The sequence below is a fragment of the Ralstonia mojiangensis genome (assembly GCF_023955645.1).
GTDB classification, from domain to species: Bacteria; Pseudomonadota; Gammaproteobacteria; order Burkholderiales; family Burkholderiaceae; genus Ralstonia; species Ralstonia mojiangensis.
The window spans coordinates 126,999-149,861 of sequence record NZ_JAMXHU010000005.1; the positions used below are offsets into that span (position 1 = coordinate 126,999).

The 22,863-nt window shown below is 64.8% G+C and carries 18 protein-coding genes and 1 riboswitch; of the genes, 11 read left to right on the forward strand and 7 right to left on the reverse strand.

Annotated features, from left to right (window positions below):
- The first annotated feature begins 68 nt into the window (after nt 1–68).
- A complete protein-coding gene (locus NG898_RS21065) occupies nt 69–977 on the forward strand; it encodes a DMT family transporter (protein ID WP_252694263.1) in 909 nt (302 codons plus the stop codon).
- Here the strand turns inward: NG898_RS21065 and NG898_RS21070 are convergent.
- Together NG898_RS21070 and NG898_RS21075 are read right to left on the reverse strand one after the other, a co-directional pair.
- On the reverse strand, nt 974–2,554 hold the full coding sequence (locus tag NG898_RS21070) for a TerC family protein (protein WP_092971993.1): 1,581 nt from the start codon (nt 2,552–2,554) through the stop codon (nt 974–976). The two genes, NG898_RS21065 and NG898_RS21070, sit on opposite strands and share 4 nt — an antisense overlap.
- A 122-nt stretch (nt 2,555–2,676) precedes the next feature.
- Nucleotides 2,677–4,068: a cytochrome-c peroxidase gene (locus NG898_RS21075; RefSeq protein ID WP_252694264.1), complete on the reverse strand. Its 1,392-nt coding sequence runs from the start codon at nt 4,066–4,068 to the stop codon at nt 2,677–2,679.
- Nucleotides 4,069–4,342: 274 nt separating this feature from the next.
- On the opposite strand from NG898_RS21075, the gene acpA reads away from it, so the two are divergent.
- Nucleotides 4,343–6,487: an acid phosphatase gene (gene acpA / locus NG898_RS21080; protein WP_252694265.1), complete on the forward strand. Its 2,145-nt coding sequence runs from the start codon at nt 4,343–4,345 to the stop codon at nt 6,485–6,487.
- A gap of 65 nt (nt 6,488–6,552) precedes the next feature.
- Here acpA and NG898_RS21085 read toward each other — a convergent pair whose 3' ends face one another.
- On the reverse strand, nt 6,553–6,801 hold the full coding sequence (locus tag NG898_RS21085) for a dodecin (protein ID WP_252694266.1): 249 nt from the start codon (nt 6,799–6,801) through the stop codon (nt 6,553–6,555).
- 344 nt (nt 6,802–7,145) lie between these two features.
- Between NG898_RS21085 and NG898_RS21090 the strand changes: the two genes are divergently transcribed.
- Nucleotides 7,146–7,427 (forward strand): hypothetical protein, encoded by a 282-nt coding sequence (locus NG898_RS21090; RefSeq protein ID WP_092971996.1) that lies wholly within the window; start codon nt 7,146–7,148, stop codon nt 7,425–7,427.
- Nucleotides 7,428–7,446: 19 nt separating this feature from the next.
- Here NG898_RS21090 and NG898_RS21095 read toward each other — a convergent pair whose 3' ends face one another.
- Entirely contained in the window at nt 7,447–7,803 is a 357-nt protein-coding gene (locus NG898_RS21095) for a DUF3175 domain-containing protein (RefSeq protein WP_252694267.1), read from the reverse strand.
- Nucleotides 7,804–7,955: 152 nt separating this feature from the next.
- Between NG898_RS21095 and NG898_RS21100 the strand changes: the two genes are divergently transcribed.
- The 3 genes from NG898_RS21100 to NG898_RS21110 all read left to right on the forward strand — a co-directional run bounded on the left by NG898_RS21100 (nt 7,956) and on the right by NG898_RS21110 (nt 14,141).
- A complete protein-coding gene (locus tag NG898_RS21100; protein ID WP_252694268.1) occupies nt 7,956–9,254 on the forward strand; it encodes an MFS transporter in 1,299 nt (432 codons plus the stop codon).
- 151 nt (nt 9,255–9,405) lie between these two features.
- Complete coding sequence (locus NG898_RS21105; protein WP_420803713.1) at nt 9,406–11,442, forward strand: ATP-binding protein; 2,037 nt, start codon at nt 9,406–9,408, stop codon at nt 11,440–11,442.
- 269 nt (nt 11,443–11,711) lie between these two features.
- Nucleotides 11,712–14,141, forward strand: coding sequence for a penicillin acylase family protein (locus NG898_RS21110; protein ID WP_252694270.1), 2,430 nt, complete (start codon nt 11,712–11,714; stop codon nt 14,139–14,141).
- Between the two features lie 329 nt (nt 14,142–14,470).
- Here the strand turns inward: NG898_RS21110 and NG898_RS21115 are convergent, their stop codons facing one another.
- A complete protein-coding gene (locus tag NG898_RS21115) occupies nt 14,471–15,397 on the reverse strand; it encodes a sugar kinase (protein WP_252694271.1) in 927 nt (308 codons plus the stop codon).
- Between the two features lie 11 nt (nt 15,398–15,408).
- A complete protein-coding gene (locus NG898_RS21120; RefSeq protein WP_252694272.1) occupies nt 15,409–16,686 on the reverse strand; it encodes an amino acid deaminase in 1,278 nt (425 codons plus the stop codon).
- 162 nt (nt 16,687–16,848) lie between these two features.
- Between NG898_RS21120 and NG898_RS21125 the strand changes: the two genes are divergently transcribed.
- The 5 genes from NG898_RS21125 (at nt 16,849) to NG898_RS21145 (ending at nt 21,751) form a co-directional block, all read left to right on the forward strand.
- Complete coding sequence (locus NG898_RS21125; protein ID WP_175537132.1) at nt 16,849–17,718, forward strand: MurR/RpiR family transcriptional regulator; 870 nt, start codon at nt 16,849–16,851, stop codon at nt 17,716–17,718.
- A gap of 13 nt (nt 17,719–17,731) precedes the next feature.
- Entirely contained in the window at nt 17,732–19,228 is a 1,497-nt protein-coding gene (locus NG898_RS21130) for a D-aminoacylase (protein ID WP_252694273.1), read from the forward strand.
- Between the two features lie 41 nt (nt 19,229–19,269).
- The gene (locus tag NG898_RS21135; protein ID WP_009240594.1) at nt 19,270–19,656 is read left to right on the forward strand and encodes a RidA family protein; all 387 of its coding nucleotides are present in this window, start codon (nt 19,270–19,272) and stop codon (nt 19,654–19,656) included.
- A gap of 81 nt (nt 19,657–19,737) precedes the next feature.
- Nucleotides 19,738–21,090 (forward strand): GntT/GntP/DsdX family permease, encoded by a 1,353-nt coding sequence (locus tag NG898_RS21140; RefSeq protein ID WP_252694274.1) that lies wholly within the window; start codon nt 19,738–19,740, stop codon nt 21,088–21,090.
- A 34-nt stretch (nt 21,091–21,124) separates the two neighbouring features.
- Nucleotides 21,125–21,751, forward strand: a complete 627-nt coding sequence (locus tag NG898_RS21145; RefSeq protein WP_092972008.1) for a bifunctional 4-hydroxy-2-oxoglutarate aldolase/2-dehydro-3-deoxy-phosphogluconate aldolase — start codon at nt 21,125–21,127, stop codon at nt 21,749–21,751.
- Nucleotides 21,752–21,787: 36 nt separating this feature from the next.
- Here NG898_RS21145 and ribB read toward each other — a convergent pair whose 3' ends face one another.
- Complete coding sequence (gene ribB, locus NG898_RS21150; RefSeq protein ID WP_252694275.1) at nt 21,788–22,513, reverse strand: 3,4-dihydroxy-2-butanone-4-phosphate synthase; 726 nt, start codon at nt 22,511–22,513, stop codon at nt 21,788–21,790.
- Nucleotides 22,514–22,639: 126 nt separating this feature from the next.
- A riboswitch (FMN riboswitch) is annotated at nt 22,640–22,795 on the reverse strand.
- Nucleotides 22,796–22,863 lie beyond the last annotated feature (68 nt).

The following is a 22,863-nucleotide window of genomic DNA, read 5'->3' on the forward strand; positions in this document are numbered from 1 at the left end:
GCAATTTCGTTCAAGACGCGCGCATCGCGTGCGCCCATCCTGCGGCTTCCACCCACGCAGGATGCGATATGTCCAAACGACTCGAAGGTTGTCTCTACCTTGCCCTGGCGATGGTGCTGGTGGGCAGCACCGTGGCAGCCAGCAAGATCATCGCGGCGGGCCTGCCGCCATTTACGGCGACAGCGTTGCGCTTTGCGACGGCGCTGCCGCTGTTCCTGCTCATCATGCGCATGACGCGCACGCGCTGGCCCGTGCTCGCACGTCGGGATTGGGCGCTGCTTTTCGTGCAAGCGGCTGCCGGCAGCGTGGGCTATACAACGCTGCTCATTTCGGGGCTGCGGCACACGTCAGCGGCAGATGCGGGCGTCATCATCGGCACGCTGCCGGTCATGTCGGCGCTGATCGCCATCGTGCTGCTGGGCGAACGGCCTGGGCGCGCGGTGCTGGGGGCGATTGGGCTGGCCACCGCCGGCGTGCTAGCCATCGCCCTGCAGCCGCGCGGCGACGCGACACATCCGCTGCTGGGCAATCTGCTGGTGATGGGCGCAGTGGTGTGCGAGGGGCTCTTCATCCTGCTCAACAAACGCCTGCGCACGCCCGTACCGCCGCTCGCGCTATCGGCATTGATGAGTGCATTCGGTTTGCTGACAGCGCTGCTGCCCGCGCTGTGGGAAGCGCCGTGGCAGTTGCACGCATCGGTGCAAACCACGCAAGCACTGATGGCCGTGGCGTATTACGCCATCGTGCCGACGGTCGGTGGTTTTGTGCTCTGGTATGCCGGGGCCGCGCGCGTGAGCGGTGCAGAGGCATCGTTGTTTACCGCGCTGGCACCTGTGGCAGCCATGGTATTTGCAGCAACGCTGCTCGGCGAGGCCGTCAGCACGCGCCAGGTGGGTGGCATCGCTTGCGTGCTGGCGGCTGTGCTCAGCCTTGGCTTGGCGCGTGCACCACGGCCGGTCACATCGACGACGCCTTAGGCTTCCGCCTCGGGTGCCGTCACATCTTCCATGCGCTCGATGCGCACCCGCACGATGCGGCGGCTGGCGGCTTCGAGGATGACGAAACGCAGGTCGTGGCGCACCAGCGTATCGCCCACCTCCGGCAGGCGGTCCCATTGGTTGAAAAGGTAGCCACCGAGGCTGGTGGCGCCGCCGCCTTCGTCGAGCAGCCAGTCGACATGCAGGACATCTTCGAGCTGGCGCAGGTCGGCCTCGCCAGCGACTTCCCAGCAGCCATCGCTGACTTCCACCACGCCCAGGCGTTCGTCCTCATCGGGGAATTCACCCGCAATGGCTTCGAGCACGTCGATGGGTGTCACCACGCCTTGCACCACGTCCAGCGGGTCGGTCACCAGCAGCATGCGCCCGCGCGCACGCTTGAGCTGATCCATCAGGCGCAGGATGCCGATGTTGTCGGACACCTTGAGCGCAGGCTTCACGCTGCGGTCTACGTCGATCGAGCCGCGGGTGTCGAGATCGCCCATCAGATCCTTGGCGCGCGCAACGCCCACCAAGTCATCCAGACCGCCGCGGCAGACCGGGAACTGGTTATGCGGCACGGCCAGCAGCAACTTGCGCGTGACGGCCGCATCGGCGTCGATATCCACCCACGAAATATCGTGGCGCGGCGTCATGATCGAGCGCACCGAACGTTCGGCCAAATCCAGCACGCCGCTGACCATGCTGCGCTCTTCCGGGCGGAACACGGTCTCGGGCACGGACTTGCCGGTCTCGTGCGAAGCCGCCTCGTGCGATTCGGACTCTGCCGGCGCGCCACGGCGGTCGCCCAGCAAGCTCAGCACGGCATCGGCAGTGCGTTCGCGCAGCGGGCGCCGGCGCTCGTAGCGCACGGTATTGCGCTGGGCCACCTGGTTGAAGAACTCGATCAGGATCGAGAAGCCGATGGCGGCATACAGATAGCCCTTCGGAATATGAAAGCCCAGACCCTCGGCAACGAGCGAGAAGCCGATCATCAGCAGGAAGCTCAGGCACAACACCACCACCGTGCGATGCGCGTTGACGAATTCCGTCAGCGGCCGCGAAGCAAACAGCATGGCGCCCATGGCAATCACCACGGCCGCCATCATCACCGGCAAATCGTTGACCATGCCCACGGCGGTGATGACGGAGTCGATGGAGAACACCGCATCGAGAATTACCACCTGCGCGATCACGTTCCAGAACTTGCCGTGACCGCTGCCGTGGCTTTCGTCCTGCGGCTGGCCGTCCAGACGCTCATGCAGCTCAGACGTGGCCTTGAACAGCAGGAAGAAGCCCCCCAGCAGCAGAATGATCGATCGACCCGACAGGTCAACCGGCCCCAGCGTGAGCAACGGCTTGGTCAGCCCGATCAGCCACGACATGGCTGCCAGCAGCACCATGCGCATCAGCAACGCCAGGCCCAGACCGATCATCCGGGCACGATCGCGCAGCGCTGGCGGCAGCTTGTTGACCAGGATGGCGATGAAAACGAGGTTGTCGATGCCGAGAACAATCTCGAGCACCACCAGGGTGAACAGGCCGATCCAGATGGACGGGTCAGCAAGCCAGGTCATAGCGGGAAGTGGAAGACAGCACAAAGACGATCCGCCGATGATAACCGCAGCGCACGCGCGGCCTTGCGGGAATCCCGCGTTGAGTGTTGCAACAAACGGGCCGGGGGCTTGGAGCCGGCGGTTCAGCGCTGTGCAACGCGGCTGCCGCCCTGGGCGCCAGATTGCGCTGTCCGCACGGGGCGGTAGCCGTCGGAGAGCGTCTTGAGGAAGGCAACGATGTCGCGCACATCAGCTGCGGACAACACGGGCTTGTCGCCGGGCTTGCCGCCAAACGGCGGTTCCATGTTGACGTTGGCGCGGTATTGGGGCGGCAGGTCATCGAACTTGTCGACCGCACCGTCAGCCTTGCGCGGATACCACTTCTGCGGTTGCGTGTCGCGCTGGGCGTAGAAGCGCACCGCGTCTTCCAGCGAATGGATGGCACCGTTGTGGAAGAACGTCTTGCGCAGCGCCACGTTGCGCAGCGAGGGCGTGCGGAAGCGGCCGCAGTAGTCGGCGCGGTCTTTCAGATCGGTCCGGTCAGGCCCGCACAGGCCCAGATCGAAGAACTTCGGATCAGCATTGGCGGCCAGCGTGCGGTTGCGTGGAACGCCCACGGCAATGTGGCCGAAATCGGTGAAGGCCGGGAATGCACCGTCCTGCTTGATGGCGCTCACGTGGCATGAGGCGCAATTGCCCTTGGCCGGATCGGCAAACGCCTGCAGCCCGCGCATTTCCTGCGGTGAAAGCTTCGCCTGCTTGCGCAAAAACGCGTCGTACTTGCTGTCGTAGGGATAGAACTCGGACGGCGTTTCCTGGAAGACCTCCAGCACCATCAGTGCGGCGCGAAAGGCGGTGTCTTCGTTGTCGAGGATGTCGTTACCGAACACCTGACGGAACGTCTGTGCATGACGGCCATTGCGCAACTTGGCCACAACGCTGGCCTGCGTGCCATTGGCCATCTCGTGCCCCGACAGCAGCGGGATGCGCGCCTGGTCGTGTGTGGACGACACGCGGCCGTCCCATGTGTAGCCGCCGGTCGGGCCCTGGTCTTCAGAGTCGTTGCCGTCGCTTTCATAAAAGTGTTCGGAGAACGACGGCACGTTCTGCAGATAGCGCAGCGACGGCGCGGCACGCACGCCGGTCTTGTTCATGCCCGTGCCGCCAAGCTGCACCGACAGATCGTTCGGCGGGCCATAGGCATGCGTGGGGCTGTGGCAACTTGCGCAGGCCAGCTTGCCCGAGGCGGACATGGCCGGATCGAAGAACAGCGCCTTGCCCAATGCCGTCATCGCCGGAACCGACGGGTGTCGTGTCGCCATCATCGTGTAGAAGGCTCTTTCGTAAGCGGGCGACGCTGGTGCCTTGGCGGCCCGTGCTGCTGCCGCCGATGCCGCCACTACCGGTGCCGTTGCTGCATGTGCCGCCGCTGGTTCGCCTCGGTCGCAACCGCTCAATCCGGCCACCAGCCCGACAAGCGCAAGCGCAGAAACGGCGATCACGCGAAGAGTAGCTGCAGACAGAAGGCGGCGCATTTGCGATAGGCGAAATTTTGGGAGCCTTGCAACTTAGCATGACTCCCATGACACTTTCATGTCGTCAAACATGTGTCATGTCAGCCCTTGGAGAGGTCCCATGGTGGCAAATGTCTTCAAACGTTCGGTGGTGCCCCTGCTCATCCTGATGATGGTTATCACGCTGAACTGGGGCGAAATCGGCGCTACGCCTGCGTTTTCATCATCAACTTGTCACACACAAAGCACAGACTCCGGCTCGCTTTCGTCCCCCACACAACAATCCAGGGAAATCATGAGCCGAGCGCTTCGTCTTTTGCCGCTGACCGCGTTGGTTGCGGCCAGCATGTCTGCCTGTGGTGGCAGCGATTCGAACAGCAATGCCTCCGCGTCCACCTCGGGCGTCGTGACGGGCAGCTACTTCGAACATGCCAAGGTCTGTATCGACGCCAACAACAACGGCAAGTGCGATTCGGGTGAAACCAGCACCTATACCGATGCGAACGGCGCTTACACGCTGGCGGGCTCGGGCGCCATCACCGTGGAAATTGGCACGGACGCCTTCCGCAACGACCCGGACAAGGGTACGCACACAGCCATTACGCAACCGCTGGTGTTCCGCGCACCGGCCGGTGCCAACGCCGTTGTCAGCGCCATCTCGACCGAACTGGCCGTGCTGATGGACAGCAACGGCGGCGACATCAACGCTGCCAAGACGGCGCTCGCCGCACGCCTTGGGGTGACGATCGACAAGCTGCTGGAAGACCACAACAAGGAAACCGACGCCGGCACGAAGGCTGCCCTGCAGGCTGAAATCGACCAGGCCATCGCCCTGATCGCCGACGCCATTGCCAACGGCGGCGACGTCGGCAAGAGCCTGCGTGACGGCGTGGCCAAGCGCGTGGCGCTGGCCAACAACGTCAAGACGATCGTGGTGATCTACGCAGAAAACCGCGGCTTCGATAACCTTTACGGCCTGTTCCCTGGTGCCAATGGCATCCCTGGTGTGAACCCGACCTCGACGGGCACTGCCGTTGCGCAGAAAGACTTCGATGGCTCTGTGCTGCCGACGCTGCCGCCCACCTGGGGTGGCGTGACCGCAGCCGGCCAAAGCGTGCAGATCACGCAGGCGTCTACGGCCAACATGCCCAACCAGATGTTCCAGATCGACAGCGCGTCGGGCTTCGGCAGCACGGGCACGGTCGTCGGCCAGAACGTCATCACGCGCGATCTCTGGCACCGCTTCTACCAGAACCAGATGCAGATCAACGGCGGCAAGAACGACAAGTTCGCCGCCTTTGCCGATGCCGGTGGCCTGACCATGGGCTACTACGACGGTAGCAAGATGACCATGTGGAACATCGCCAAGCAATACACGCTGGCGGATAACTTCTTCATGGGCGCATTCGGCGGTTCGTTCCTGAACCACCAGTACCTGATCTGCGCGTGCGCACCGGTCTATCCGAACGCCGCAAACTCGCCGGCTTCGGGCAGCATCGCCTCGGTTACGACCGATGCAAACGGCTCACCCACGCTCACCCCGAGCGCCAGCTCGGTCATGGCGGGCGCCCCGACGTCATACACAGGCGGCACGAAGGACGGCAACCTGACACCGCTGGACAGCAACGGCAACTCGTACGCCGTCAACACGATGCAGCCGCCGTACCAGCCGTCGGGCAATGCCGTTGCCAGCGGCAACGCGGCTTACGCTGACCCGACCAAGGCCACCACCCTGCCGAAGCAGTCGAGCACCAACATCGGTGACCTGCTGACCGCCCGTGGCGTGGACTGGGCCTGGTACGCCGGCGCTTGGAACTCGGCCCTTGCTGACGCCCCGAACGCCACGCGCAGCGTGATCTACAGCGGCTCGATCCAGTTCCAGCCGCACCACCAGCCGTTCAACTACTTCAGCCGCTTCGACCCGGCCACGACCGCCGGCGCTGCTGAGCGTGCGGCCCACCTGCGCGACTACGACGCCGCCTTCCTGCAAGACGCAGCCGCAGGCAAGCTGCCCCCTGTCACGTTCTACAAGCCGCAAGGCAACCTGAACCAGCACCCGGGCTACGCCAACGTGGCTGACGGCGACGCGCACATCGCCAACGTGATCGCCCAACTGCAGAAGAGCCCGCAGTGGAAGAACATGGTGATCGTCGTGACGTATGACGAAAACGGCGGCTTCTACGACCACGCCACGGTGCCGAAGGCTGACCGCTGGGGCCCGGGCACGCGTATCCCGGCGATCGTTGTCTCGCCGTTTGCCAAGAAGGGCTTCGTTGACCACACCCAGTACGACACGGCTTCGGTGCTGCGCCTGATCACGCACCGCTTCGACCTGCCGACGCTGCCGGGTATCAAGCAACGTGACGACGCGCTCGTCTCCAACGGCAACAAGCCGATGGGCGACTTGACCAACGCGCTGGACTTCACGCAAGCGCAATAACGCTGCAACGCAGTCCTCACGAAAAAGGCGGCCGGAGCAATCCTGGCCGCCTTTTTCTTTGACCGCTATTTGCCCTTCTTCTTGCCGGCGGGCTTTTCGCTCTCCAGCGTTTCAAGCCGCATCCCCACCTTGATCGTCACCTGCCAGTGGGCGATTCTGCCGTCCACCAGGTGGCCGCGTGTTTCCAGCACTTCAAACCAGTCCAGATGCTTGAGCGTCTCGCCCGCTCGCGCGACGGCGTTGCGGACGGCTGCATCGCTGGAGTCGGGTGAAGAACCGACCAGCTCGATCATCTTGTAGGTATGGGAACCCATATCGCCTCCTTGTTGGCATGGTTGGAACGTCGGCAGGGTGCCTGCAAGGCGCGATGTGCATGCGATGCGCGCGCCATGGCACTTACCAGAATGGCACCTGTCCCTCCGCCTTGATAGCCCGGATTTGCACGGGGCCAAAAAATCCTGGCGGTTAATTGCGTTTACAAAGTTGACAAATCTCGTCAACGGACCGACGCGTGGCGTCAAACCCGCTCGCATGTCGAGCGCCTGACTGCAGTTGAGGTGCCACTTTTCGGGCGACCGCATGGCATGCCCGGGCCAAACGGAGCTGGTACGGAACCTGCGTTGGAGTGCACACCCGTTTCCCCCCAAGAGGAGGCGCCATGCGCCACCCAGAACAACAAGCATCCGCCTCATACTCGCCGCTGTCGGCCGTACCGCCCACGCCGCCGGCCACACAGGAAACCGCGCGCCTAGTCGCCGAGACCATCCCTTTCAATCTCGAGCGCGGCGGCCGGAGCATCGAGGCCACCTATTCGACCCGCAACGGCATCGTGACCGTCAAATACCGGGGCAAGACGCTCTCCACCTATTCGCCGCAGGGTGACGAGGCCAACTACAAGGCGGTCGCCCGCCAGCTGCTCAGCGTCATGCTGACCATCTGAGCCGCGCCGCACCTTCCCATCAATCCCGGGCCTTGGCCGCGCTATGCGCAGGGCGACCGAACTCGGCACGCAGCGCATCCTTGGCACGTTCGAGAATCCGGCGCCGGCCGGCGCTGAGGTTGTGCCCCGCCCGATTGATATAGAACGTCAGCATTGACATGGCCGATTGGAATGCCGTCCCCTTGCGCCGCCGGCTGTGCTCGGCCGATGCCTTGAGCGACGCTGCAATCCGCGCGGGGCTGCGCGACTTGAAGATGTCGGGTTCGATGTCCAGCGCGTCACTGGTTTCCATCACATGGTGCGACCAGCGCTGGGGCTTCGGTTTGGCCTTCGATTTGGCCGGCGCCGGCCTGGGCCGGGCGTGGTGGGTGGCCATGATGAAATCTCCTGTAATGGTGTACCGGCAGTTCCGCAAGCCACGTACCCGCGCGGGCAGCTACAAAGGGGCGACTTCCGTTACGATGACGGACGCTTCACGCCTCTTTTCCGCCTCCTTCATTGATCGCCGGGTTCCGGCGCACATCCAACGTGTCTGGCGACGCCGGTCTTTCTCCCGCTTCCTCTTCCGCATCCGCGCAAACGCTTTCACATGCGCCGTTTTCCTACCCCGCTTTCAGGCTGTTCTGGTTCGCCCGGCTGTCCACCACCTTCGCGTATCAGATGTTCGGGGTGGCCGTCGGCTGGCAGATCTACGACCTGACGCGCAGCGCCTATGTGCTGGGGCTGGTCGGGCTGGCGCAGTTCCTTCCGTCGGTGGTGCTGGTGCTGGCCTCCGGCCATATTGCGGACCGGTACGACCGGCGGTACGTCGTGCGTGCCTGTCAGGCCATCGAAGCCCTGGTGGCCCTCGCGCTGGCTGTGCTGGCGGCCAATGGGCACGCCGGTGTGCAGCCGATCTTCCTGTGCGTGGTGGTGATTGGCGCCATGCGCGCCTTCGAGACGCCGACGCTGCAAGCGCTATTGCCGACGCTGGTGCCACTGCAGGCATTGCCGCGCGCAGTGGCGCTGTCGAGCTCGGCCGGGCAGACCGGCGTCATCCTGGGGCCGGCGCTGGGCGGCTTTCTGTACGTGGCCGGTGCGCCGGTGGTGTATGCCACGGCAGCCGCGCTGTTTTTGCTCGCTCACGTGCTGCTGGCCCTGGTGCGGATGGAGCGCGCGGCGCCCGTCAGCACGCCGGTGAGCCTCGAATCGCTGTTCGCGGGTATCGCGTTCATCAAGGGGCGGCCGGTGGTGCTGGGCGCCATCTCGCTCGACCTGTTTGCCGTTCTGCTGGGCGGCGCGACGGCGCTGCTGCCGATCTACGCGCGCGACATCCTGGGCACAGGCGCATGGGGGCTGGGGCTGTTGCGCTCGGCGCCGGCGGTGGGGGCGCTGGGCATGGCGCTCTTCCTGGCGCACCGTCCGCTGGATCGGCATGTTGGCCGGGTGATGTTTGCTGCCGTGGCGGTATTTGGACTGGCGACGCTGGTGTTCGGGGTGTCGCGCTGGCTGCCGCTGTCGATGTTGGCGCTGGTGCTGCTGGGCGCGTCGGACATGATCAGTGTGGTGATCCGCACTTCGCTGGTGCAGCTCGATACGCCCGATGCCATGCGCGGGCGCGTGAGCGCCGTCAATTCGGTGTTCGTGGGTGCGTCCAACCAGTTGGGCGAATTCGAATCGGGCATGTTGGCCGGGCTGCTGGGGCCAGTGGCCTCGGTGGTGCTTGGCGGCCTTGGCACGCTGTTGGTGGTGGCAGCCTGGATGCGGCTGTTTCCCGCCCTGACGCAACGCGATCGCATGCGCGATCCGCACCCCAAGCATGCCGGACACCCCTCTTCAGGGGGATAAACCCGCGGGCCCGCGCTGCTGTTGGCCTGAGCAAGAATGGGGCGCTGTCTTGCAAGCGTGTCAGCGAAACCCCGATGGCATCGACGACGGCCAATTCGTATCCTGAGTCACCTTTGGCTGCCTTGTTCCACGCCCGGTATTGCGCCCGACTGTGACGTCCATTCCGCCCTCCTCGTCCCGCCCGTCGGACGCGCGCGCTGCCGCCCCTGCCCCGTTGCCGGACCCCGGGCCCTTCAGCACCAGCGGATTCAACGGTGCGCCGGCCATTCGTCCTTCGGCATGGCTCGTGGCGATCGGTGCTGCCGCAGTCGGCACGATCGGGCGGGTGCTGCTCGAATCGGCGATGGGTATCCATCTGCCGTTCTACCTGGCCTTTCCGGTAGTGACGATTGCCGCGTGGTATGGCGGCTTCTGGCCGGGGATGCTGGCCATCGTCTGCTATGCGGGGTTGTTCATGGCACTGGCCACGCTGCAAAGCTGGCCTGCCGCGATGCCCCTCACGTCAATCCAGATGACGGTGTTTGGGGTGGGCGCATTGCTCATCTGCGCCTTGTGCGAGCAGTTGCGCCGCGCCCGCGCCGGGGCTGAACGGCGTGCGCGGGCCGAAACCCAGCAACGCCTGTCGCAGCAACGCCTGCTGGCCGCACTGCAGGCCTCGCCCATTTCACTCTACGACGTCGACAACACGATGCACTTCACGTGGGTGCACAACCCCGTGTTCGGCCTGCAGCCCGAGCAGCTCATGGGGCGGACGGTGCGCGAAGTGTTCGGCCGCCGCGCCGCATCGCGCCTGACCGAAGCCGGCCAGCGCGTCATCGCAACCGGCACGCCGACGCGCGTGGAGTTCGCGTTCCGCCGACGCCATACGCAGCGCGTGGTCTACGACGTGGTGGTCATGCCGCTGCGCGACGACACCGGAGAGATCATCGGTCTGACCAACGCCGTGATCGACATCAGCGAGCGCCGCCAGGCCGAGGCCCGCCGCACGCAACTGCTCGAAGCCGAATCCCGCGCACGCGAAGAAGCCGAGCGCGCCAGCCGCCTGAAAGACGACTTCCTGGCCACCGTCAGCCACGAATTGCGCACGCCGCTCAACGCGGTGCTGGGCTGGGCCCAACTGCTGAACATGCGCGCCTACGATGAAGCGATGTTCAAGCGCGGCATTGAAGCGATCGAGCGCAGCGCCCGCACGCAAGTCCACCTGATCGATGACCTGCTCGACATGTCGGCCATCCTCTCGGGCAAGGTGCCGCTGGAGATCGGCCCCGTGGACCTGGCTGACGTGCTGGAGCGCGCGCGCGAGACCATCGAGCCCATGGCGCGCCAGAAGAACATCACCATCGATACCGAATTCCTGCCCGTGCCGATGCTGCAAGGCGATGCCGGGCGCCTGAAGCAGGTGTTCTGGAACCTGCTGGCCAACGCCGTCAAGTTCACGCCTGAGGGTGGGCACATCCGGCTCTCTGTGCACCCGTCGCCCGAAGGCGTGGTGGCTACCGTGCGCGACACGGGCATCGGCATCGAGCCGGCCTTCCTGCCGCATATTTTTGACCGCTTCCAGCAGGCCGATCTGTCCAGCACACGCCGCCACGGGGGGCTCGGCCTGGGGCTGGCGATTGCCAAGCAGCTTGTCGAGCTGCACCATGGCCGCATCACCGCCGCCAGCAGCGGTGCGGACCGTGGCACGACCATGGCCGTGTCGCTGCCGCTGCATGCCGCGCAACCGGGCGAACAGGCCAACCGCGCGCCGGGCCTGGTCGCAGGCACAGGCATGCCGACGCTGGATGGCATTCGCGTGCTGGCGGTGGACGACAACCCCGAATCGCTCGGCGTGATTGCGCTGATGCTGGAGCGCTACGGCGCCGAGGTTGTCACCGTACCGAGTGGTGCGGCAGCGCTCGATGCATTGGAGGAGGCGGCTGCCAACGCCTACCCCTTCGACGCGCTGGTGAGTGACCTCGCCATGCCGGGCATGGACGGCATGCAGCTCGTGCGGGCCGTGCGCGAACGCGGCTTGACCGACCTGCCCGCCATCGCCGTGACGGCATTTGCCGACCCGATCCGCCTGAAGGCAGCGAAGGAAGCCGGCTACCAATCCGTCATCACCAAGCCGATCTTCCCAGGCGAACTGGGCCATGTGCTGGCCGCCAATGTGCATCGCAAGACGGGGCCTGAAACGCTGGCATGACACACCGGTAACCATGCCTTGACGGAATGGTTGACCCAACAAAAGTCATTGGCGCAGGTGGCAAGACGTCCGCATACTCATCAGTCTGTGCCGATCGGTGGGCATCTCTCCCCTAGCAGTTGTCAGCACCAGCTCACTCGATCGGCCAGCTTGCCCTTCCCAATCAGCCGCGCTCGCGGTTGTCTGCCGTATCCATAAGAACGCCTGAATCCTCCCTGCCCATCTGGGCTGCGCTGGCATTCCGGGCTCAGAGAGGAGACTGCATCGCCATGCCTATCCGTTCGCTTCCCGTGCTGTTGTCTGCCGTTGCGCTTGGCATTTCTGCGCAGGCCGTTGCCAAAGACGCGCCCAAGGCGGCCACTCAGACCATCGCCGTACCTGGCCTGTCAAAGCCCGCCGACATCCTGATCGACCGCTGGGGCGTGCCACACATCTACGCCAAGAGCGAAGACGACGGCTTCTTCGCGCAAGGCTTCAACGCGGCGCGGGACCGCCTGTTCCAGATCGACCTGTGGCGCCGCCGGGGCCTGGGGCAACTTTCGGAAGTGTTCGGGCCCGCCTATGTCGAACAGGATCGCGCGACGCGGCTGTTCCTCTATCGCGGTGACATGCAGGTCGAATGGAATCATTACAGCCCCGATGCGCAGCGCATTGCCACGCGCTTCGTCGCCGGCGTCAACGCCTATGTCGACTGGCTGATCAAGCATCCGGAGCAGATGCCGTTCGAGTTCCGCAAGCTGAACTACACGCCCGCGCACTGGGCTCCGGAAGACGTTGTGCGCATCCGCAGCCACGGGCTGACGCGCAATCTGCAATCGGAAGTTGCACGCGCCAACGTGGCCTGCAAGGCCAACCTTGCTGAAGACACCGTCCGCTTCGGCCTGCAGCCCGCCTGGCAAACCCAGTTGCCCGAAGGCCTGGACCCGTGCCTGCCGAAGGATCTGCTGAAGGTCTTCACGTTGGCCACGCAGGGCGTGAAGCTCACGCCGGAAGCGCTCAAGGGCGTGGATATCGACAGCACGCGCGTGGCTGCCGCCGCCAACCTCGAAGAGTCGATGGAGGGCAGCAACAACTGGGTGATCGCGCCGGGCAAATCCACCACCGGCCGCGCCGTGATGGCCAACGACCCGCACCGCGCGTATTCGGCACCGAGCCTGCGCTACATCGCCCACGTCAGCACACCCACGCTCGACATCATCGGCGCCGGAGAGCCATCGCTGCCGGCCGTGTCGATCGGGCATAACGGGCACGTTGCGTTCGGCCTGACCATCTTCAACATTGATCAGGAAGACCTTTACGTCTACGAGCTGAACCCGGCCAACAATAGCGAATACCGCTACAACGGCGGCTGGGAGCCCTTCACCGTGCTGCACGAAGCCGTGAAGGTGCGCGGCGGTGAGTCCCGCCCCGTCGACCTGCCGTTCACGCGCCACGGCCCCGTCATCTACATCGATGCCGAGAAGCACCGGGCGTATGCCGTGCGCTCCGCGTGGCTGTCGCCGGGCATGTCGCCGTATTTCGGCTCGGTCGGGTACATGCGCGCACGCACCTTCGCGCAGTTCAAGCAGTCAATGATGAACTGGGGCGCCCCCACCGAAAACCAGGTTTATGCAGACACGAAAGGCAACATCGGCTGGGTGCCGGGCGGCCTCGCCCCGATCCGCCCGAACTGGGACGGCCTGCTGCCGGTGCCTGGTGACGGCCGCTACGAATGGGCCGGATTCTGGCGTGGCGATCAGCTGCCCAGCGCCTACAACCCGAAGTCTGGCTACTTCACCTCGTCCAACGAGATGAACCTGCCGCCGGATTACCCGTACCGCGAGCGAAAACTGGGCTTTGAGTGGACCAACGGCTCGCGCCACGCGCGCATCGACGAAGTGCTAGCCAAGCTCGACAAGGTGTCGATCGAAGATTCGATGCGCTTGCAGAACGACATGGTGTCGATCCCGGCGCGCAGGCTGATGGCACTGCTGTCGCCGCTGTCGTCCAACGACGCCGACACGCAGGCCGCGCTCAATCTGTTCAGGGGGTGGAACGCGACCATGCTGGCGGATTCTCCGCAGGCCGCGCTGCATGAGGTCTGGTTCACGCATCATCTTGGCCGCGCCTTCAAAAATGCCGTGCTCTCCAAGGCCGGCGCCGAGGCGATGACCGCGCCCGATACCGCTGTCATGCTCGACACACTGGAACACCCGCAAGGCAGCGATCGCAAGTTCGGCGAAGACCCGCAGCAGGCCGCTGCCAAGCGCGATGCCGTGCTGCTCGACAGCCTGAAGCTGGCGTGGAGCGACATGGTCAGGCGCCAGGGCCCGAACCCGCAGGCGTGGAACTGGGGCCAGTTGCACCACAACCTGAACGCCCATCCATTTGCCGCCATCGTCGACGAGGCGACGCGCGCCAAGCTCAACGTCGGCCCCACGCCCGAAGGCGGCAGCCCGTACACGCCGAATCAATCCACATATCGCGCGACCGATTTCCTGCAGACCAACGGTCCGTCGTTCCGCACGGTGGTGGACGTCGGCAACTGGGACAACTCCCGCGCCGTCAACCTGCCCGGTCAGTCCGGCAATCCCGACAGCCCGCATTACCGCGACCTGGCACCGCTATGGCTCAAGGGCGAATATTTCCCGTTGCTGTATTCGCGCAAGGCGGTGGAAGCCGCAACCGAGTCGCGCGTGCACCTGGTGCCTGGGAAGTAAGCACACGATGAGCAAAAAGAAGACGCCACCGCAAATACGCGGTGGCGTTTTTTTTTCCAACAGCTGAAACATCGACGCTAGCAACCCATCCACGATGGTGTGGCCGTACCCTGCCCCAGATGGCACCTTGGATTTTTGTTGCGGGGAGGAAAAAGGAAGGAGCCCTGTTTGAGCGCAGCGAGTTTGGCTCCTTCCCCTCCCCGTGACACAAATCCAAGGGGAAGTCGCCATCTCGGGCGCGCCTTTCTTTGCTTACTTTCTTTGGCAAGACAAAGAAAGTGAGTCAGCCCCGGCAGGGGATGAAACACCAGCGCACCAACAACATCCATTCAGGCAGTCTGCGTGGACGCCAACGCCGCCCGCACAACCTCAGCCCGAGGAATCGGCGCCACCGCGCTATACCCCGTCGTAGAAATCGCAGCCGCCACATTGGCATACCGCGCCGCCTCTGCAGGCGAATCCCCGGCAACAATCCGCGCCACAAACGCACCACCAAAACAGTCTCCCGCGCCGGTCGCATCGACGGCATTGACGGTATGACGGGGCACCAGCGTACGGGACTCCGGTGTGGCCACGTAGCAGCCTTCCGCGCCCATCTTCAGCGCCACCAGCTTCACGCCCCAGCCGAGCAGCGTATCGACAATGCCGTCACGGTCATGGCAGTCGAGCAGCACGGTTACATCGTCCCAACTCGGCAGGCACAGATCGCACGTGCGCATCGCTTCCTGCATCACGGCGCGGGCACGCGCGAGCGGCCACAGGCGCAAGCGCAGGTTGGTATCGAACGACACCAACACACCCGACGCCCGCGCATGCGCCATCGCTGCCAAGCCCGCGTCGCACGCGGTGTCGCTAATCGCGAGGCTGATGCCCGACAGGTGAAAGGCCTTGGCAGCCGAAATCGCCTGCAATGGCAGTTGCGCCGTCTGGAAGCGGCTGGCTGCCGAGCCTGCACGCAGGTAGTCGAAGTGGTGGCCACGTGCATCGTGCGAAACGAAGTACAGGCCCGTGGGCGCCTGCGTATCGGTGTGCACGTAGGTGTGGTCGACACCTTCGTCCTGCCACAGCGCGCGCAGCGCCTGACCGAAGCGGTCGGCGCCCACCGCGCTGATGTAGCCCGTGCGTGCGCCCTGCCGTGCCGCGGCAATGCAGAAGTTCGACGTATCGCCGCCGAAGCCGAAATTCCACGACGTGCTGCCGGGATCCGCCTGGTTGAACTCGATCAGCGCTTCGCCGTAGGCGAGGATGTCTGCCATGGGCGCCCCGCTCAGAAGTAGGTCTGCACGACGTCGACCACGTTGTAGGCGTCGTCAACAACTGAGATCTGGCGCCACTTGTCGAACGTGAGGCACGGGTGCGAGATGTCGAAGGCGATCATGTCGCCGACCTTGATGTCGTCGCCGGGAGCGATCTTCAGGTAGGCATGCTGATCCATCATGCCGGTGACTTCCCAGTGCGCCGGCGTGGCCGACGGCGTCTTGTCACCCGGGCGGAAATGCAGCACCGGCAGCGGCAGACCGGCGTCGAATGCGGCGTCACGTTTGCCCATTGCGATGATGGCGCGCTCAGCCTCAGGCACAGATTGCACATAGGCCCAAAGCTGGAGCGCCGGCAGCAGGCTCGAACGCATCTTGTGCGCGATGGGGTTGTTGGCGTCGATACGAGCCTGCGCCGCACGGTAGATGCCCACGTCGTGCGTCAGGTAGCAGCCCGGGCGCAGCACGACATCCAGCGGCTGGCCGATATTGGCCTTGGCGAATTCTTCGGCCACCACGTCGTACCAAGCCGACCCGGCGCCGGTCAGCACAGCCGGCGTGCGTTGCAAGCGACCCGCCTTCGCCAGATCCGCCATCACCTTCACGGCGCGCTGCAGGAACGCGCGGATATCCGCCTCCTCCTTGATCACGCCCTCATAGACTTCAACGCCTGCGAGCTTGACGGCGCCATCGGCACGCGTGAGCGCATCGAGCACCGATTGCAGTTGCGCGTCGTCGCGCACGCCCGTGCGACCGCCTTGCACGCCCAGTTCGATCAGCACCTGGATCGGACGCCCCGCCTTGCCGAAGAAGGCGGCAAGCTGATCGACCTGATCTGCCGCATCCACCAGACAGAAGAACTCGAACGTCGGGTCAGCCAGCAACTCAGCCAGGATGGCCATGTTGCGCTTGCCGACCAACTGGTTGGCCATCAGCACGCGACGCACGCCGTGGGCATAAGCAATGCGCGTCTGGTGCGCCGTTGCCAGCGTGATGCCCCATGCACCGCCGGCCAGCTGGCGCTGGAACAGGCGCGGGGCCATCGTCGTCTTGCCATGCGGCGCGAGCTTGGCACCGTATTCGCTCACGAAGCGCTGCATCCAGGCCAGGTTGTGCTCCACGCGCGATTGCGAGAGCACCGCCGCGGGCAGGTTCAGGTCTTCGTTCAATACATTCCAGCGCTGGGCAGCAATCTGCTCCGGCGCGCATGCGGTTTCCAACGCACCCAAGCCCTTGTCGAGCGGGTTGACGACGGCGTTGGCGTCTCCTTGGTACTTTGTATCACTCATGGGATTCGACTCGTGTTCCTTTGGGGGTAAACATCGGGTTGACACAATGATAGCGGCGAAACTATTCTCCGGGCCAGCCTGTTACAAAGTACCAAAGCACTCTCCAAGCCGCTATCCGGACGACTACCGGGGGCCAGAATGCGTGACCCTAAGCCCGACCCCATGCGTGAACCGATGGACATCGTGACCCGACTCTCCCAGCGTGCCGCTGAACTGCGCCCCGCCGAGCAGAAGGTCGCGCAGACTGTCCTGAGCGACATTGCAGAAGCCGCCGCAGGCAGCATCCAGACGCTGGCCGAGCGCGCTGGCGTGAGTGAGGCCAGCGTCACCCGCTTTGCCAAGGCGATGGGTTGCCGCGACGTGCGAGAACTCAAGCTCAAGCTAGCGCAGGCAGCCGCAGTCGGCCAGCGCTTTCTGGATGGCGGCGCGGACCGCCCACCTTCAAGCGCGGACGGCATCCTGGCCGACATCAGCAATGTGCTGGAGGCCAATCGCGCGCTGGTGCAGCCCGAGGCGTTCCGCACTGCGGCGCTCGCCCTGGTGGCGGCGCGCATGATTGCCGTGTTCGGCATGGGTGGCGGCTCGACCACCATGGCCGACGAAATGCGCTACCGCCTTGCGCGCCTGGGACGGCCGGTCACCACCTATCATGATTCGATGCTGCAGCGGATGGTCGCGGCCACGCTCAGCCCGGACGATGTGGTGGTCGTGTTTTCCGTCACCGGACACGTGCCCGAGGTGATCGACAGCGTAACCATCGCGCGCGAGTACGGCGCCAAGATCGTCGCCATTACGGCCATCGGCTCGCCGCTGGCGGCGCTGGCCGATGTCTTGCTGCCGATCCAGGCCATGGAAACCGATTTCATCTTCAAGCCGTCGTCATCGCGCTACGCCATGATGATGATGATCGACCTGCTGGCCACCGAGGTCGCACTGCAGCAGGCCGATCGCAGCAAGGAGCTCTTACGGCGCATCAAGTACGTGCTCGATGCGCATCGCGGCGGCGGCAATCGCCAGCCGCTCGGAGATTGAGCAGGAGCAGCACATGCAGCAGTACGACACCGTCATCCGCCAAGTCCGCATTGTGGACGGCAGCGGCCACGAACCCGAAGCCGCGCTGTTCGACGTCGCCATCACCGACGGCCGCATCGCCGCCATCGCCACATCGGACTCCACTGCCTGGCTGGGGGATGAGGAAATCGCCGGCGAGGGACGCGTCCTCGCCCCGGGCTTCATCGACGTGCACACGCACGACGATACCAACGTAATCCGCACGCCCGACATGCTGTGCAAGGTGTCGCAGGGTATTACGACGGTGATCGTCGGGAACTGCGGCATCAGCGCGTCGCCCGCCACGCTCAAGGGTGAACCGCCCGATCCGATGAACCTGCTCGGGCCAGCCAGCGCGTTTGCGTATCCGACCTTCGCGTCGTACGTGGATGCCGTCGAGCGTGCGCAGCCGGCAGTGAATGTCGCCGCGCTGATTGGCCACACGGCGCTGCGCAACAACCACCTGGACCGCCTTGACCGCCCCGCCACCGCTGATGAAGTCGAAGGCATGCGCGCACAGTTGCGCGAGGCGCTCGACCACGGCGCGCTCGGCCTATCGACCGGCCTCGCCTATGCCAACGCCTTCGCTTCCACCACCGAGGAAGTGATGGGCCTGGCCGAACCGCTGGCCGAAGCTGGTGCCATCTACACGACGCATCTGCGTACCGAATTTGCCGCGATTCTCGATGCGATGGACGAGGCGTATCGCGTCGGCAAGCACGCACGCGTGCCCATCGTGATCTCGCACCTGAAGTGCGCAGGCGCTGCCAATTGGGGCCGCGCGGGCGAGGTGCTGGAATCCATCGAAGGCGCGCAGCGCTATCAGCCGGTGGGCTGCGACTGCTATCCGTACACCGCCAGTTCGTCCACGCTGGACTTGAAGCAGGTGACGGACGAATTCGACATCTTCATCACGTGGTCGGAGCCCGAACCCAGCATGGCCGGGCAGACGCTCAAGGAGATTGCTGCCGCGTGGGGCACCGACCTGATGGACGCCGCGCGGCGCCTGCAACCGGCGGGCGCCGTGTACCACAACATGTCGGCGCAAGACCTGGACCGCATCATCACGCACCCCGCCACCGTCATCGGCTCTGACGGCCTGCCGAACGATCCGAAACCGCATCCGCGCCTGTGGGGCGCCTTCCCCCGCGTGCTCGGTTACTACAGCCGCGAGCGCAAGCTGCTCTCGCTTGCAGCCGCCGTCCGCAAGATGACGGGCCAGTCGGCCGAGCGCTTCGGGCTGAGCGAACGCGGCCTCGTGCGCGAGGGCTACTGGGCCGATCTCGTGCTGTTCGACCCGGAAACGGTGCGCGATGTCGCCACTTTTACCGATCCGCAGCAACCGGCAACGGGCATTGCGGCCGTGTGGGTCAACGGCCATCTGTCGTATCAGGGAGGCGCCGCGCAGCCCGCTGTGCGGACACCCGGCGCGGGTCGCTTCCTCAAGCGCGGCCCGCGTGCGCCGGCAACGGCGGCCGCCGAGGTCCACTGAATCTAAGTTTTGTTTGAAGGTTTGAAAGAAGGAACGTAGCGATGACGATTACCCGAATTGGCGTTGAAGGCGGCACCGGCACCGGCGGCCAGCACCTCCCCTTTGCTCGTGCAGCGGGCGCAGACGGCTGGCTGTTTGTGTCGGGCCAGACGCCCATGGTGAACGGCGAGGTGGTCGGCAACGGCATCGTCGAGCAATCGCACCAGACCATCAAGAACGTGCTGGCCATCCTGGCCGAAGCCGGCTACGGGCCCGAGCACGTCGTGCGCTGCGGCGTGTGGCTGGATGATCCGCGCGACTTCCAGTCGTTCAACAAGGTGTTCAAGGAGTACTTCGGTGCCAACCCGCCCGCGCGCGCCTGCGTGGTGTCGAGCATGGTCATCGACTGCAAGGTCGAAGTCGATTGCGTGGCCTACAAGAAGCCGTAATCCGCATTTTTCATAAGGGCGCCCTGCACGACGGGGCGCCCAGACAACAAGAGCCGTGAATATCCCTGAGGAGGAAACCCGATGGTCCCGATGCAAGGCAACTCGCTATTGCTGACCGCCGCGCTGGCGGTGGTCGCGCTGATCTACCTGATTGCTGTCCAGAAACTGAACCCGTTCGTCACGCTGATCGTCGTCTCGCTCGCGCTGGGCGTGGTGGTCGGCATGCCGATGGGCAATATCGTCAAGGCGTTCGAAACCGGTGTGGGCGGCACGCTCGGCCACATTGCGCTGGTGGTGGGCCTCGGGACGATGCTCGGCAAGATGATGGCGGAATCGGGGGGGGCCGAGCGCATCGCCAAAACGCTCATCAGTGCCTTTGGCGAGAAAAACGCGCACTGGGCCATGATGGTCGTGGCGTTCATCATCGGTTTGCCGGTGTTCTTTGAAGTCGGTTTCGTGCTGTTGATTCCGATTGCCTTTAACGTGGCCAAGCGCACAGGCACGCCGATCCTGCTGGTGGGCCTGCCGATGGTGGCCGGCCTGTCGGTGGTGCACGGCCTGATCCCTCCGCACCCGGCCGCGCTGCTCGCCGTGACGGCTTACCAGGCGGATATCGGCAAGACCATCATGTATGCGCTGATCGTTGGCCTGCCGACGGCCGTCCTGGCCGGTCCGCTGTGGGCGATGCTGGTCTCGCGCTACGTCAAGCCTGACGAGAACAACCCCCTGGCCGCGCAATTTGTTGAATCCGACCAGAAGCGCGAACTGCCGGGCTTTGGCGTGACGCTGTTCACGATCCTGCTGCCTGTGGTGCTGATGCTGATCGGCAGCTGGGCCGACCTGATCGCCGCGCCCAAGACGCTGGCAAACGACATCCTGAAGCTGGCCGGCAACTCGGTGATGGCCCTGCTGATTGCCGCCATCGTGAGTTTCTACACGTTCGGCAAGGCACGCGGCTTCAACCGCGACACCATCCTCAAGTTCACCAACGAGTGTCTGGCACCAATCGCCACGATCACGCTGGTGGTGGGCGCGGGCGGCGGCTTCGGCCAGATCCTGCGTGACTCGGGCGTGTCGAAGGCCATCGTGGCCGTCGCCACCGATGCACATCTGTCGCCGCTGCTGCTGGGCTGGGTGGTGGCCGTGCTGATCCGTATCGCCACGGGTTCGGCCACGGTGGCCATGACGACCGCCTGCGGTATCGTCGCGCCAATCGCCGCCGCCTCGGGCGCCGCCGTCAAGCCGGAGCTGATGGTGCTGGCCACGGGTGCCGGCTCGCTGATCCTGTCGCACGTGAACGACGGCGGCTTCTGGCTGGTGAAGGAGTACTTCAACCTGACCGTGCCGCAGACCTTCAAGACGTGGACGGTGCTGGAAACCATCATCTCGATCGTCGCGCTGCTGCTCACGCTTGCGCTGGCGACCGTCGTTTAAGCTTGTTCTGTTGAAGTTGATCTAGGAGAACGTTGTGGGTATCGATTCCGTCGTCAAGGCCGGCCCGGTCATTCCCGTGCTGCAGTTCCAATCTGTCGATGAAGGCGTCAAGGTGTGCCGCGCGCTATACGAGGGCGGTATCCGCACGTTCGAGATCACGATGCGCACGCCGGTGGCGCTGGATGTGATCCGTGCGGTGGTGAATGACCTGGGCGGCGATGCCATCGTCGGTGCCGGCACGCTCACGCGGCCGGAGCATTTCCAACAGGCGAAGGATGCCGGTGCGGTGTTCGCGGTGTCGCCAGGCATTACGCCCATGTTGGCCGTGGCGCAGGCCAAGACAGAACTCGATTGGCTGCCGGGCATCGCCACGCCGTCCGAGCTGATCCTGGCGCTGGAGTTCGGCCTGAACACGCTCAAGTTCTTCCCGGCCGAAGCGGCTGGCGGCATCCCGATGCTCAAGTCGATCTATGGACCCTTCGGCGATGTGCGTTTTTGCCCGACCGGCGGCATCACGCCGCAAAGCGCGCCCGACTACCTCGCGCTGCCCAACGTGGTGTGCGTAGGCGGCTCGTGGATGGTGCCCAAGGACAAGGTCGCTGCCGGCGACTGGGCAGGCATCACGGCGCTCGCCAAGGAAGCCGCCGCGCTCAAGCGGTAAATCAACGTCACCTCTTTCGCGCGGCCGGCTGTGGCTTTAGATGAAGCTGACCGCGCGCTCCATCTGCTCCCGATACTGAACGATGTCTTCAATGGTCAGCACCGGCAGGTTGTGCTGATCAGCGAAACGCACCGCTTCGTCCCGCCGCGCCATGGTGCCGTCGGGCAGCATCAGTTCGCATAGCACGGCAGCCGGCGGCAAGCCCGCCAGACGTGCCAGATCGACCGAGCCCTCGGTATGACCTCGCCGCGCCAGTACCCCACCCTCCTTTGCCACCAGCGGAAACACGTGCCCGGGGCTGACGACCGATTGCGTATCCGCATCTGCCGCGATGGCTGCGCGGATGGTCGTGATGCGGTCCGCCGCAGATACGCCGGTGCTCACGCCCGTGCGTGCCTCGATCGACACCGTGAACGCCGTGCCGTACTGGCTGCGGTTGTCTTCCACCATCGGGCGCAAGCCGAGCGATGCGCTCTTCTCCGCCGTCAGGCACAGGCAGACGATGCCGCTGCACTCGCGAATGAGCATGGCCATGCTGGCCTGCGTGAGTTTGTCTGCAGCGACGATGAGGTCGGCCTCGTTCTCGCGGTCGGCATCGTCAAGCACGACAACAGGAACGCCCAGCCGCACCGCATCGAGCGCGGCGGCCATGCGCGCAGGCATGTCGGCCGGATCAAAGCGGGCATCGATGGCGTCAAGCATCACATTGCTGGCAGGCAATGCGGGCGGGTGAACTACAGGGGATTGCTGAGTGGACAACATGGAAACGCTCCTCGCAAGATTGGCGACAAGACGTTCCAGGGCAAGCAGACAAACACGCGCGAGCCATGCAGCGGCGAAGCCCGGCACAAAGCCAGGCGCGCTCCTGTAGCCCAAGCGTGTTGTTCCGCACATCTTCTTCCATCCGGACTCTGACCGTCGGCCCCGGCATCTCACCGGATCTGCTGACCCTTGCATGCAGGCGCATGCAAGGCGCTCGCGGGCTCACGGACGCAAGGTCCGCATACCGCCGGTGGGGAATTCCACCCCGCCCTGAAGACGTACTGAACCGGCAGGATTGCCGGCAAGCGCCATGCTACCGCAACAAGTTGCAACGATTCGACCCTACTGAC